The organism is Shimia sp. R9_3, from assembly GCF_017743755.1.
Lineage (GTDB): Bacteria > Pseudomonadota > Alphaproteobacteria > Rhodobacterales > Rhodobacteraceae > Shimia.
Window position 1 is genome coordinate 215951 of sequence record NZ_JAGHRP010000005.1, and the last position, 13371, is coordinate 229321.

10 protein-coding genes and 1 tRNA gene are annotated in these 13371 nt (G+C 56.1%); 4 read left to right on the forward strand and 7 right to left on the reverse strand.

Annotated features, from left to right (window positions below; genetic code table 11):
* Window positions 1-34 precede the first annotated feature (34 nt).
* The 6 genes from J7412_RS14605 to phaC all read right to left on the reverse strand — a co-directional run bounded on the left by J7412_RS14605 (window position 35) and on the right by phaC (window position 4562).
* Complete coding sequence (locus tag J7412_RS14605) at window positions 35-616, reverse strand: histidine phosphatase family protein (protein ID WP_209079303.1); 582 nt, start codon at window positions 614-616, stop codon at window positions 35-37.
* 133 nt (window positions 617-749) lie between these two features.
* Window positions 750-824: transfer RNA gene (locus J7412_RS14610), tRNA-Val, on the reverse strand.
* Between the two features lie 19 nt (window positions 825-843).
* The gene (locus tag J7412_RS14615; protein ID WP_209079304.1) at window positions 844-1338 is read right to left on the reverse strand and encodes an HU family DNA-binding protein; all 495 of its coding nucleotides are present in this window, start codon (window positions 1336-1338) and stop codon (window positions 844-846) included.
* A gap of 153 nt (window positions 1339-1491) precedes the next feature.
* Window positions 1492-2040, reverse strand: a complete 549-nt coding sequence (gene phaR / locus J7412_RS14620) for a polyhydroxyalkanoate synthesis repressor PhaR (protein ID WP_209079305.1) — start codon at window positions 2038-2040, stop codon at window positions 1492-1494.
* Between the two features lie 135 nt (window positions 2041-2175).
* Window positions 2176-2622, reverse strand: coding sequence for a phasin, PhaP (locus tag J7412_RS14625; protein ID WP_209079306.1), 447 nt, complete (start codon window positions 2620-2622; stop codon window positions 2176-2178).
* Window positions 2623-2768: 146 nt separating this feature from the next.
* The gene (gene phaC, locus J7412_RS14630; protein ID WP_209079307.1) at window positions 2769-4562 is read right to left on the reverse strand and encodes a class I poly(R)-hydroxyalkanoic acid synthase; all 1794 of its coding nucleotides are present in this window, start codon (window positions 4560-4562) and stop codon (window positions 2769-2771) included.
* Between the two features lie 108 nt (window positions 4563-4670).
* On the opposite strand from phaC, the gene phaZ reads away from it, so the two are divergent.
* The 3 genes from phaZ to J7412_RS14645 all read left to right on the forward strand — a co-directional run bounded on the left by phaZ (window position 4671) and on the right by J7412_RS14645 (window position 10504).
* On the forward strand, window positions 4671-5942 hold the full coding sequence (phaZ, locus tag J7412_RS14635; RefSeq protein WP_209079308.1) for a polyhydroxyalkanoate depolymerase: 1272 nt from the start codon (window positions 4671-4673) through the stop codon (window positions 5940-5942).
* A gap of 601 nt (window positions 5943-6543) precedes the next feature.
* On the forward strand, window positions 6544-10236 hold the full coding sequence (locus J7412_RS14640; RefSeq protein WP_209079309.1) for a vitamin B12-dependent ribonucleotide reductase: 3693 nt from the start codon (window positions 6544-6546) through the stop codon (window positions 10234-10236).
* 10 nt (window positions 10237-10246) lie between these two features.
* Window positions 10247-10504: a hypothetical protein gene (locus tag J7412_RS14645; RefSeq protein ID WP_209079310.1), complete on the forward strand. Its 258-nt coding sequence runs from the start codon at window positions 10247-10249 to the stop codon at window positions 10502-10504.
* Between the two features lie 280 nt (window positions 10505-10784).
* On the opposite strand, the gene J7412_RS14650 is transcribed toward J7412_RS14645, so the two are convergent.
* Window positions 10785-12017 (reverse strand): hypothetical protein, encoded by a 1233-nt coding sequence (locus J7412_RS14650; RefSeq protein WP_209079311.1) that lies wholly within the window; start codon window positions 12015-12017, stop codon window positions 10785-10787.
* A gap of 41 nt (window positions 12018-12058) precedes the next feature.
* Here J7412_RS14650 and J7412_RS14655 point away from each other — a divergent pair, with 41 nt between their 5' ends.
* The gene (locus J7412_RS14655) at window positions 12059-13348 is read left to right on the forward strand and encodes a rhamnan synthesis F family protein (RefSeq protein ID WP_209079312.1); all 1290 of its coding nucleotides are present in this window, start codon (window positions 12059-12061) and stop codon (window positions 13346-13348) included.
* Window positions 13349-13371: the final 23 nt, after the last annotated feature.

Consider the following 13371-nt stretch of genomic DNA (forward strand, 5'->3'; position numbering starts at 1 on the left):
GCAAGAGGGGATTTGAGAAAATCTCCAGAAATTTTCACTCGACCTGTAAAACCCGTTCCCGGCCGCCTTTCAGCTCATAGACGCAGCCCTGTAAATTCGGCAGTGCCGCCGTCTCTGCGTGGCTCAGCCCGCAGATCAGCCCGCGCAGCACCTGCCCCCACAATCCATGCCCCACCATCACCGTCGGCCGGTCCAAATTTGCCAACACCGCACGCACCCGCGCCTCAAAGGCGGCATAGCCCTCCCCTTCCGGCGCTGCGCAGAAAAGATCCAGCGCTTTGGGATTCGCCCCATAGATTTCCGGATAGCGCGCGTCGATCTCATCCATGGTCATGCCCTGAAAGACACCGGCCTGCGCCTCAGCCAATCTTGCATCGCTCACCATCGGATGCCCACCCAGCGCAATCGCTGCGGTTTGCTGTGTCCTGCGCAATGGAGACACAAGGCAGTGCGGTTGGTGCGCTTTCAGAATCGGCGCGATCAAATCGGCCTGCTGACCCGCCTGCGCCCTTCCCAGCTCCGTCAGATCGCTTTCCAGCTGCCCCTGAACCCGCCGCACTGCATTCCACGTGGTTTGCCCATGGCGCAAAAACCAAATTGCCGGAAACTCTGTCATCTGCTGCCTCGTACGGCGCACATCGCACCTTTTGGCGGAGCCTAGCCCCGCACGGGCCCGCCGCGCAAGGAGATGAGATTTATAAATAAAAACGGGCGCTCACCCCGTTTAGGGGAGCGCCCGCTTGGAAGAATGGTGGGTGATAAGAGATTTGAACTCCTGACATCTTCGATGTGAACGAAGCGCTCTACCACTGAGCTAATCACCCGGTGACGCGGCTTCTATCCTCACTCCGCGGCCTCCGCAAGGCCCTCTTTGTCACTTTCTGCATCCCCGGACTTGGTCTCTGTATCCGCATCCGCAAGCTTGCGCCGCAGACGGAGATTCAGCACCTGCACATCGCCAACCGACTTCTGATTCTGGATTTTCACTTTGCCCAATTCCGGCAGGTTAAGTCCCTGCCCCTGCGCCAGGGTTTCCCCCAAAATCGCCAGCGCCGCCTCAACAGCAGGTTTCACATCACGCTTTTTCACGCCTGAGCGCATCACCACCGCTTCGATCAGATCCCGCTTGCGAAACGCCTCCGCTTCTTCCGCAGCGCCGGCTTCCTCAACAACCGGTGCCACAGCCTCTTCGGCAATCGCCTTGGCGCCCTTGGGGGCCTCGCGCAGGCTGGTGCTGGTTTTGCGGGTGGAGGTGCTGCGTGCACGGGTTTTGGTCGTGGCTTTCGCCCGCGTTGTGGTGCGTTTGCGTGTGCTTGTCCCTGTGGTGGATTTGGCCATTTTGGTCCCTCATTGGTCTGCTCGACAGCAAAAGCTTAACAAGCGACCGCTCAAAACAACAGGGAATTCCACATTCACATACAATATGTGCGCACAACTCACATCATGCGCACAAAATAATCCAGGCGATTTGGGTCGACAGAATCGCCCGCGTCACTTCAGTTTGGACAGCTTGTCCTGCAAATCCGCCAGCTGACGTTTGATCGCGTCCAGATCTTCGCCCTCGCCGCTTTCCGCGTCCGCTTCCGGCGCTGGTGAGGAGCTGCCCGGCCAGGCCATGCCGCCGGTCATCGCTTTCATGAAAGCTTCCTGTTGCGCCTGCATCGCCTCAAGCCCAGGCATCTTCATGCCGCCGCCCATGCTCTCCATGACTTTTTCTTGCCCTTCACGCAGCATCTCAAAAGATGTCTGCAGGAATTGCGGCACCATGGAGGTTGCTTGCGTAGTATAGGCCCGCACCAGATCGTTGAGCACATTCACCGGCAAAACATTCTCGCCGCGGCTCTCATGCTCGGCAATGATTTGCAACAGATACTGCCGCGTCAGGTCGTCGCCGCTTTTCAGATCCACGATCTGAACTTCGCGCCCGGATCGGATAAATCCGGCGATATCTTCAAGCGTCACGTAGTCGCTGGTTTCGGTGTTGTAGAGCCGGCGGCTCGCATAGCGCTTGATCAGCAATGGTTTTTTATCGTCACCCACGTCCATCTCCCCAATATTCATGCAGTGCAGAAAAAAGCCTATGCGACTGCAGAACAAAAAGAAAGGGCAGGCCTGAAGCCTGCCCTTGCAAACCGCGCATCGGGGAGGAGGAGAAGCGCGAGATTTGCGTAGTTTTTATTTTGCTGTCGCTTTTTTCGCAGCGGCAGTCACCTCAGAGGTGGCTTTTTTGACAGCTGCGGTCGCCTCTTCGCTGGCTTCCTTGCCCGCAGACATCAACAACTCGACGGTTTCCATCTGAACTTTTTTCGCAACTTCTGCAAAAGCGGCCATGTTTTCAGAAGCAACTTCGGCCTGTGCGGAAGCAAAATCGGTCAGCGCTTTGGCGTAATCGGCCGGCTCTGCTTTGGCTTTGGACATGTCGCCCAGCTTTGTCAGAGTGTCTTTGGTCCATTTGGAAGAAATCTCAGAAGACTTCTCTGCTGCACCAAGCGCCACAGCGGCGAGTTTCTCGTTCAGCGCTGCGGTGTTTTTGAACGCATCTTCAAAAGCCGAGGTATCAACTGGGAAGGAGCCCATCACGTCTTTGAACATTGCAGTTACGTCCTGTGCTGCTTTAGCCATTTTTCAGTTCCTTAATTGAATAACAGCCCAAGGAAGAAACAGATGATCAGGGCTGCGCGTCTAGTCTCTGAAAACAATATGCGTGCTGCATTGCGGCATTTCAAGAATTTTTTGCTGCATTGCAGCAAAAACCTATTAAGCCGCTATTATTTCAATGCTTTTTTCCGGACATATTCGCCAGGCGCGTCGCAGATCGCAGGATGCGTGCCTGTTCCTGGAACCCGCGCCTCCACCTGTTTGCCAGATTTCTTTGACAACCATGTGTCCCACCGCGGCCACCATGAGCCTTCGTGGAACGTGGCCTCCTCCATCCACTCATCCGCGGACAAACTCAGCTTGCTGTTGGTGTAGTGGCCGTACTTCTTTTTGCTCGGCGGGTTCACAATCCCGGCGATATGGCCGGACTGGGACACGATGAAGGTTTTGGAGCGGCTCTTGGTCTGCTGGTAGCCGTGATAGCAATCTTTCCAACGTGCAATGTGATCGGTTTCACAGGTCACCGAACACGTCGGAATGTCCACATCGGAAATCTTCAGCGTCTCGCCGCACAGCTCAAGACCTTCGCCAACAAACTTGTTGGATTGGCACAGATCACGCAAATACTGATGCGCCATCTTGCCTGGAAGGCCAGAACCATCCCCGTTCCAGAACAACAGATCAAATGCAGGCGGGGCCTCCCCCATCATGTAGCTTTTGATCGCAGGCGTATAAATCAGGTCATTTGAACGCAGAAAGCTGAAGGTGCGCTGCATGATGAACGACCGTAGCACGCCCTCTTCCTCAATTTCCTCATCAATCCCGTCGATGAAGTCATCCTGAAGGAAAGGTGTGAATTCGCCCTGATCGCCAAAATCCGTCAGCGTGGTGAAGAACGTGGCAGATTTCACCGACTCATCGCCGCGCTGTTTCATCAGAGACAGGGTCAGATGCATGGTAGTGCCGGCAATACAGTAGCCAACCACATTCACCTGAGGCTGCGCGGTGATCTCTTTGACCTGTGCAATCGCATCAAGGAACCCCTCCTCGATGTAGTCATCAAGCCCCACATCCGCCAAAGACCGGTCCGGATTGACCCAGCTGACCACAAACACCGTGTAGCCCTGCGCCACGGCCCAGCGGATCAGGCTGTTCTGCTCTTTGAGATCGAGGATATAGTATTTGTTGATCCACGGCGGGAAGATCACCAGCGGTGTTTCATATACCGTCTCGGTGCTGGGTGAGAACTGCAGCAGCTCATACATGCGGCAGCGGTACACCACCTTGCCCGGCGCCGTAGCGATGTTGCCGCCAATTTCAAAGGCGCTTTCATCCGCAAGCTTCACCAGCAACTCGCCGTTGTTGGCATCCAGATCCGAGATCAGATTCTCCAGCCCGTCCACAAGGCTCTGGCCTTCCGTCTCCACCGCACGCTCCAGCGCTTCCGGATTGGTGCCCAGAAAATTGGTCGGCGACATCATATCTATGATCTGCTGGGAGAAGTAGTCGATGCGTTGCTTATCTTTAGGGGCAAGCCCCTCCAATTCAGACACCGCAGTCTGAATGGCCTGCGCATTGCGCATGTATTGCTGTTTGAGCAAGTTGAAATAGGGGTGGCTCTTCCACAGAGGATGGGAGAATCGGCGATCAGTGGGCGTGTCGTCCTGCGGAGCAGCAAACTGCCCCTTCAGCATAATATTCTGGGCATCAACAAAGCCTTTGACCGATTTGCTCCAGAGATCGAGCTGGTTTTCGAGCACTTTGCCCGGATTATCCAACATACCTTGCCAATAGGCGCTTGCGGCATTCAGAAAGACTTCGGGTTCCGGGCTGTTCAGTTCATTTCTCAGGGGTTTATGGCGGCTCATGATGTCCGCGAGCTTTAATGACAACGCCTCAACTTTTGCGAGGTTGGCGTTCAGGCGATCCATTTTTTCACCTGCTTCAGTCTCATTTGTTGTCATATTAACCCATTCGTCCTATTCTCGCTGCTACGCAGCATAAAAATATCCGCCCCTGTAATACTAATGGGGAAACAAGTTATTGGATACCCCAAGGTAAGGAATACACACATGCGGTACATGGCCACGTATGATCTTATGGAAACCATGCGCAATACCAACCAATGGCTCGGCGCAACTGCTTCGGCCATGGCCTCCTACCCTGCGATGGCATTGGTTCCCAATCCGGCCCTGCAATGGATGCGGGCCTGGGGCGAAGTCACAGAGCGCACATTCCAGCGGATGGTTGTGAAGCCTGACTGGGGCATCGACAGCTTCACTTGTGAGGACGGCAAGGACCATATCGTCAACATCAACACTTTGGTTGAGCGTCCCTTCGGCGATCTGATCCATTTTGACGTCTCCGGCCGCGCGCCGATGAAACGCAAGGTGCTGCTGGTCGCGCCCATGTCCGGCCACTACGCCACCCTGCTGCGCTCGACCGTCAAAAGCCTCATTTCCGATTGCGAAGTCTATATCACCGATTGGCATAACGCGCGTGACATCCCGGTAAGCGAAGGCAAGTTTGATGTTGAGGATTACACCCTCTACCTTGTCGATTTTATGAAACACCTCGGCCCGGACATCCATGTGATGGCCGTCTGCCAGCCCGCGCCGCTGACCTTGGCGGCGACCGCCTATCTGGCCGGAGAAGATCCAAAGGCCCAGCCCCGCTCCCTGACGCTGATCGGCGGGCCGATTGACACCGAGGCCGCAGCCACTGAGGTCACAGACTTCGGCCACCGCGTGACCATGGGCCAGCTTAAGGAAACCATGATCCAGCGTGTCGGCTTCAAATATCCCGGCGTGGGGCGCATGGTCTATCCGGGCCTGCTGCAGCTCCATTCCTTCATGTCCATGAATGCGGAGCGCCACTCCAAGGCCTTCACCGACCAGATCATGCGCGTGACCCGCGGCGAAGCCTCCGACCACGATCAGCACAACCGATTCTATGATGAGTACCTCGCGGTGATGGATATGACCGCAGAGTTCTACCTCTCTACCGTAGAGCGAATCTTCAAAAACAACGAAATCGCCAAAAACACTTTTAAGGTGAAAGGCCGCCCTGTGGATGTGGGCAAAATCACCACCGTTGCGATCAAGACCGTTGAGGGCGCGAAAGACGACATCACCGCGCCAGGCCAATGTGTGGCAGCACTCGATCTGTGCACCGGACTGCCAGACAGCAAGAAGGCCAGCCACGTCGAGCCTGACGCAGGGCACTACGGTATCTTTGCCGGTAAGAGCTGGCGCAACAACATCCGCCCGCTGGTTCTGGAGTTCATTGACGCAAACTCAGAGCCTCAGACTCGCAAGCCCGCCAACAAAAATACCGCTGCCTAATTCCTCAGCGCTGAAGTTGTGATCAAACAGGCTGCCTTCGGGCGGCCTGTCTTTGGTTGACGTCGGGTCCACCGGAGCAGATCCGGACAGATCGGGAAAAATTTCTACATTTTTGCCATTTCCGCGCAGGTCAACACAACATCTAGTGAGGAATACAAGCCCCGAGATCACGATCTTGTGATTCATGAAGGTTTTTCAGATGGTTACCGGCGCCAGCCAATTTTAACCTTCTATTAACCTTCTGTGGAGGAATCGTAGACGGGCCAAAAACCGCCTCTCGCCCGCATTCGGTCAACAGAGAAAATCCTACTTTTTTGTAAATAAATTCGTTGACCCTCTATGCAAATTTACGCCAGTTTGTGGGGGCAGCCAAGAAAACACACTACATGTTGTGGCGCGAGGGGCGGCAGGGACAATTCGGAAATCAGCGCCAATTAAGGCCTTTAGCGACACCAGATATTGTGTGGTGCGCACACCGGTTCCTTTTGCCTTTCGAATTGGGACGCCGTTCGGTGGTCCAAACCGCATGTTTTTAGGCCGCTGAGGGCAAGGGCACAGGTGATGTGTCGGGGTTAATTTGGAACTGGGAACGAGGCAGGGCATGAAAATTCAACGGCGTTTCACCAAGACCGGACAGGACGCATACGCGGACCTCAACTTCGTGACCACCGAATCGGAAATCCGCAACCCGGATGGCACCATCGTGTTTCGCCTCGACAATGTTGAAGTTCCTGCCAGCTGGTCTCAGGTGGCCTCCGATGTGATTGCCCAGAAATATTTCCGCAAAGCCGGCGTGCCTGCAAAGCTGCGCAAAGTGCGTGAAAAGGATGTGCCTGAGTTCCTGTGGCGCTCTGTGCCTGCAAATGATGACGTACAACTAGGCGGCGAGACCAGCGCCAAACAGGTTTTTGACCGGCTCGCCGGTGCATGGACCTATTGGGGTTGGAAAGGCGGCTACTTCTCCTCTGAGGAAGACGCCCGCGCCTACTTCGACGAAATGCGCTTTATGCTGGCGACTCAACGTGCCGCGCCAAACTCTCCGCAGTGGTTCAACACCGGCCTGCATTGGGCCTACGGCATCGATGGGCCAAGCCAGGGTCACTACTATGTGGACTATAAAACCGGCAAGCTTACCAAATCCAAATCCGCTTACGAGCACCCGCAGCCCCACGCCTGCTTCATTCAGTCCGTGGCCGATGATCTTGTGGGTGATGGCGGCATCATGGACCTCTGGGTGCGCGAGGCACGCCTCTTCAAATACGGCTCCGGCACCGGCACCAACTTCTCCTCGCTGCGCGCAGACGGCGAATCTCTCTCCGGCGGCGGGAAATCCTCCGGCCTCATGGGCTTTCTGAAGATCGGTGACCGCGCTGCTGGCGCGATCAAATCCGGCGGCACCACGCGGCGCGCAGCCAAAATGGTGATCGTGGATGCGGACCACCCGGACATCGAAGAATACATCAACTGGAAGGTCAAAGAGGAGCAGAAGGTTGCCTCCATCGTGGCCGGCTCCAAGATGCACGAGCAGAAGCTCAACGCCATTTTTGCCGCGATCAGCTCCTGGGATGGCGCGGAGGCAGACGCCTATGACGCCAAGGTCAACCCGGCTCTGAAAGCTGCGGTACGTGACTCCAAAAGCGTCATGATCCCGGAGACTTACATCAAGCGCGTGCTGGATTATGCCAAACAGGGCTACGCCAGCATCGAATTCCCGACCTATGACACCGACTGGGATTCTGAGGCCTATGCCTCCGTGTCGGGCCAGAACTCCAACAACTCGATCCGTGTCACCGACGCCTTCCTCAAGGCAGTTGAGAATGATGACGATTGGGAATTGATCCGCCGCACCGACGGCGAGGTCGCCAAAACCGTCAAAGCACGTAAGCTTTGGGAAGATGTGGGCCACGCCGCATGGGCCTGCGCCGATCCGGGCATCCAGTACCACGACACCGTGAACGCGTGGCACACCTGCCCCGAGGACGGCGAGATTCGCGGCTCCAACCCCTGCTCTGAATATATGTTCCTGGATGACACGGCCTGTAACCTGGCCTCCATGAACCTGCTGACCTTCCTCAAGGATGGCCAGTTTCAGGCAGAAGACTACATCCACGCCACCCGCCTCTGGACGGTGACGCTGGAAATCTCCGTGACCATGGCGCAGTTCCCATCCAAGGAAATTGCACAGCTCAGCTATGATTTCCGCACGCTGGGTCTGGGCTATGCCAACATTGGCGGCCTGCTGATGAACATGGGGCTGGGCTATGACAGCACCGAAGGCCGCGCGCTGGCCGGTGCCCTCACCGCGATCATGACCGGCATTTCTTATGCCACCTCCGCCGAGATGGCGGGTGAGCTGGGCGCCTTTGACGGCTATGCCCGCAACAGCCAGCACATGCTGCGCGTGATCCGCAATCACCGCCGTGCCGCCTATGGCAAAACCGAAGGCTACGAAGGTCTCGCGGTCAAACCGGTGGCGCTCGACACCGCCAACTGCCCGGATCCGATGCTGGTCGCGCTTGCGCAATCAAGCTGGGACGAAGCGCTGATGCTTGGCGAGAAAAACGGCTTCCGCAACGCGCAGACCTCCGTGATTGCCCCCACCGGCACCATCGGTCTGGTGATGGATTGCGACACCACCGGGATCGAGCCTGACTTCGCGCTGGTGAAGTTCAAGAAGCTCGCAGGCGGCGGTTACTTCAAGATCATCAACCGCTCCGTCCCCGGCGCTCTGGAAAAGCTTGGCTATTCCTCCGCCCAGATCGAAGAGATTGTCTCTTACGCGGTGGGCCACGGCTCCATCGGCAACGCGCCGGGCATCAACCACACCTCTCTCATCGGCCATGGGTTCACCACCAATGAGATCGACAAGATCGAAGCGGCCCTTGGCTCTGCCTTCGACATCCGCTTTGTCTTCAACCAGTGGACACTGGGCGAAGAATTCTGCACCAACGCGCTTGGCATTCCAGCGGAGAAACTCAACGATCCGTCGTTTGAGCTGCTCGCCCACCTCGGCTTCACCAAAGCCGACATTGAGGCCGCCAATGACCACGTTTGCGGCACCATGACGCTTGAGGGCGCACCGCACCTCAAAGAAGAGCACTATGCGATCTTTGACTGCGCCAACCCATGCGGCAAGAAAGGCAAGCGCTACCTCTCCGTGGACAGCCACATCACCATGATGGCCGCCGCACAGAGCTTCATTTCCGGCGCGATTTCCAAAACGATCAACATGCCAAATGACGCCACCATCGAAGACTGCCAGAAGGCCTATGAGCTCTCCTGGTCGCTCGGCATCAAAGCCAATGCGCTCTATCGCGACGGCTCCAAACTGTCCCAGCCGCTGGCCGCTGCGCTGGTGGAAGATGATGACGAAGCCGCCGAAGTGCTCGAATCCGGCTCGGTGCCTGAAAAAGCACAGGTGCTGGCCGAAAAAATCGTCGAGAAGATCGTGCTCAAAGAAGTGGCTCGCGGCCGGGAGAAAATGCCCGAGCGCCGCAAAGGCTACACCCAGAAAGCGGTTGTGGGCGGCCACAAGGTCTATCTGCGAACCGGCGAATACTCCGACGGCTCGCTGGGCGAAATCTTCATCGATATGCACAAGGAAGGCGCAGGCTTCCGCGCGATGATGAACAACTTTGCCATCGCGGTCTCCGTGGGCCTGCAATACGGCGTGCCGCTAGAAGAGTTTGTCGATGCGTTCACCTTCACCAAATTTGAGCCTGCGGGCATGGTGCAGGGCAACGACAGCATCAAGAACGCGACCTCCATTCTGGATTATATCTTCCGCGAGCTGGCCGTGTCTTATCTCGACCGCACCGACCTCGCCCACATCAAGCCACAAGGCACCAGCTTTGACGATATGGGCCGCGGCGAAGAGGAAGGCGTGTCCAACCTCTCAGAGCTCTCAGAATCGGCCGCAAGCCGGTCTCTGGAAGTGCTGAAACAGATCTCCTCTACAGGGTATCTGCGCAAGCGCCTGCCACAGGAACTTGTGGTTCTGAACGGCGGCGGCGGGACCTCGCCGGAAATGGGCGATCCTATCCAAAAATTGAACACGCTTGTGCCGGAAACCGCTAGCGCGGGCGTATCAGACGTGGCATCCAGCGCCTCCGCCGCAACGGTGGCCGCGCCGGCAGCTGCACCTGTCGCTACCCTGTCGATGGACGCACGGTCCAAGGCAAAGATGCAGGGCTATGAGGGAGACCCCTGCGGCGATTGCGGAAACTACACGCTGGTGCGCAACGGCACCTGCATGAAATGCAACACCTGTGGCGCGACAAGCGGCTGCAGCTAAGGAGAAGAATGTGACTACCACGAAGCGCAGAAGCCTTCGAGCCGAAGACATGACAGCCAGCATTCACGAGATCTCACCTGCTGAAAAGCCACTCACGGATGATCTCGCCGTCGTCGGACGTATTTCTGTCCGGCGCGAATGGGCCAAGCAGGTCCGTCAGGGGGCCAAAGAAAAACTGCTGGGGACTGAGACTTCCGCCCCCAAAGCAGTCAAAGACAACGGCTACGCAGAGCAGCTGCTCTACGCGGCCAGCCAGCGCCGGGCCTGACCCCGCCGCCACACGAGATCCCGGGGGGACCTGGGTAGGGGGCAGAAGCCCCCGACGAAATATCCCGCCATCGTCCCTATTTCAGGTGGTGGTGATACCCGGAGCGGGTGCGCTCGCTCCGACGACATTCAGGCCGCAGGCAAAAAACATCGAGCGGTATATAGAGTGAGCCTGAATGGCGAAACTGGGGGGCCAAGCGCCCCCCAATTTTTTTCTATTTGAGAAACAGAAAAGCGCGCCACTTAGAGGGCGCGCTCTCAATCTCAAACCTGTGTCTCACTCAGTGCGGAACACTGGTAGAAACCGCTGCTTTGTCGTCTTTGCGATAGGCGTTCAGCATCGCTTCAAACGACGCAAAGATCTCGTGCATGTGTTTGCTTTTGTAAGGGAAAATCGCATCTGAATCCATGTCGTGCACGATCAGCGCATTGTCCGCCTCAAACACCACCAGATTGCCGTCACGGTCCTCGGCGCAATCAATGCCGAAGTAGTTCAACCCGATACCGGTGGTCAGCGCCTCAAACGCATGGCTGTGGCGTGCTGCGAAATCTGCGTCGAAGTCCTCCATCCAGGCGGCCTCTTCAGCGCGCTTCTCTGGATGCTGCTCCATCTTCGCGTTCAGATACCAGACGTCCCACTGATCCGCGATTGCCATGTGGCAAGGGAAGGCTTTGCCGTTCACAAAGACAATCCGGCACTTGCGGAATTGGCCGTCAGTGGGCGTCGCATAGTCCACATATTCTGAGACAAAGAAATCCGGCGCAGGTTGGCGCAGCAGGTAATCCACCAGCGCGTCCTTATCATCCACTTTCTCAAGCCCCAGACCGGCATGGGAACCCACCGGACGGATGATGTAGGGATAGCCCCCTACCCCAGCCAGCACCGCTTCCTCCTGCCCCGCAACCAGCGCGCCAATCAGCGCGTCGCGTGTGATCCGGGTGGTCTTCGGGAAGCGCAGCCCGCGCACGTAAGGGAAGATGCGTGCCAGCACGTCACGATCAAGATCCACCGGCCCGTCAGGCAGGTTGAACGTATGAACGCCGCTCTGTGCTGTCAGCCCACGCACGGTCTCAAAAAACGGTGTGGCAATGTCGGAATCGGTCGGCACCGCACAGAACGCCACATCATGCTCCGGCAGCACATTCTGCGCGCCGGGTGTCAGGTCAGGATAATAGGTGATGATCTCAAAATCAGAGGTTTCCAGCAGGAATTCAATCGGCGTATTGCCCCCCACATGGCTCGGCTCCGCAAACACCAAGAGCTTGGGTTGCGCCGTTTCGCGCCGGTTGATGGAGAACATGCGATGGCCCTTCAGCGCCTTGGCCTGCCACTCCAGCCCCATCTCCTGATTTCCATGCAGCTGATCAATCACCGAGAGGTCCATAAAAATGCCGTCGGTGTCATCACTCTGCTCCGATTGTGTGAGCAGTTCAGCCCGCAGCGGCATCAAATCGATTCCGTCAAAGGCCATCTTCGTCAGCCGCGCAAGGCCGAGTCGTGTTTGAGGTTCCATTCTGGCTCCTGATGTAAAATGCCCCTCTGGGATGCCGGAATATGATTAATGATCAGTGGATCAAAACCCGTGAAAAAGACAAAAAATCGTCACAATCTCAGACGCTAATATCGAGACAAGCCCTGTTTGTGCTTTGTTGTCAACGCTTTGTTTTTTTGTTAAGAAAAACAATAATTTCACAAAAATATTTTTGGTTCATCGTGTCGATTTTCAAAGAACACAATCCAAGTAAATCTCGAAAGCTCGTCAGGGAATTGGCGCGCGTGCAAAGAGATTTCATAGGTGTGGTTCATCGAATTAAATTTTGGTGGTTGCAGCGGCGATACGATAATCAGTGGCCTGCTCAACTGTTGCTCACGGACGGTACTCAGCCGCCATCATCAAAAATCGCAGTGTTGGCAATGTATCAACCGGGAGGTTTACGGGCGTCGACACTGGAGACCTGTGACCATCTGGCAGATTGCGGTTACACGGTGGTTGCGGTGTCAAATACCCCATTAAACGAAGCCGACCGCAATACACTAGCTCATCAGGTCTATAAGATCTGCGAGCGCCCCAACTACGGCTACGATGCTGGCGCATACCGGGATGGAGTGTGGCTGTTGCGGCGCGAAGGCCTGAAACCAGACAGTTTAATCCTGATAAACGACAGCATTCTATTTCCCCTCCAAAAAAAGACCGATGCTATTTCGCGATTGGAAGCCAAGAATGATACACTTGGTGGATTGGTACGCAAAACCAGATACAAGGCCGACTTGAAGGTTGGCGGCGAAACCACAGGCTTTATCGAAGCGTATTTTTATCATGCCAACCTGCGAGATCCAGACATCCGCTCCCTTTGGGAAACCTTTTGGGACCAGCTAAGGCTCACTTCGGGGCGTGCCTATCTCAAAGAGGGACGCGTTTCAGAGTTCTTTGACCACGCAAACCAACCGCTCAACACTCTGTCCTCACGCAACAGCTTTTTGCAATCAGTGGAAGAAATGAACAATAGTGAGCTGCTCAAGACCCTTCAGTACGGCGCATATTGCGTGCCCGAGCTTTCAGAAACCAACAAGCAACTGCTTGCGTCAGAACCGGATACCAACTGGCGGCGTACCGCCCTGGATCACATACGAGAAACCGTCTCGCGCTATCCGTTCTACGGGTCTTTTATTTATGGCTCAGAAAGCCTTATGCAGCTTGGTTTCCTAAAACGCACAAACTCTCCGCTTTTTCGCGAAACCAGGAAATCGTATCTACGCGCCGTCGACGCTGGAGACCTTCCCCGACCTTCTGACACAATACTCTCAGAACTCAGGGAGCTTATCGTACTGCACAAGGATACCTGACGTGCATCCAACTAACTTTCGGT

Excerpts from the sequence above, each read along its gene's own strand:
- J7412_RS14605 (WP_209079303.1), bottom strand. The coding sequence starts at position 616 with ATGACAGAGTTTCCGGCAATTTGGTTTTTGCGCCATGGGCAAACCACG.
- J7412_RS14615 (WP_209079304.1), bottom strand. The coding sequence starts at position 1,338 with ATGGCCAAATCCACCACAGGGACAAGCACACGCAAACGCACCACAACG.
- J7412_RS14625 (WP_209079306.1), bottom strand. The coding sequence starts at position 2,622 with ATGGCTAAAGCAGCACAGGACGTAACTGCAATGTTCAAAGACGTGATG.
- phaC (WP_209079307.1), bottom strand. The coding sequence starts at position 4,562 with ATGACAACAAATGAGACTGAAGCAGGTGAAAAAATGGATCGCCTGAAC.
- phaZ (WP_209079308.1), top strand. The coding sequence starts at position 4,671 with ATGCGGTACATGGCCACGTATGATCTTATGGAAACCATGCGCAATACC.
- J7412_RS14640 (WP_209079309.1), top strand. The coding sequence starts at position 6,544 with ATGAAAATTCAACGGCGTTTCACCAAGACCGGACAGGACGCATACGCG.
- J7412_RS14650 (WP_209079311.1), bottom strand. The coding sequence starts at position 12,017 with ATGGAACCTCAAACACGACTCGGCCTTGCGCGGCTGACGAAGATGGCC.
- J7412_RS14655 (WP_209079312.1), top strand. The coding sequence starts at position 12,059 with ATGATTAATGATCAGTGGATCAAAACCCGTGAAAAAGACAAAAAATCG.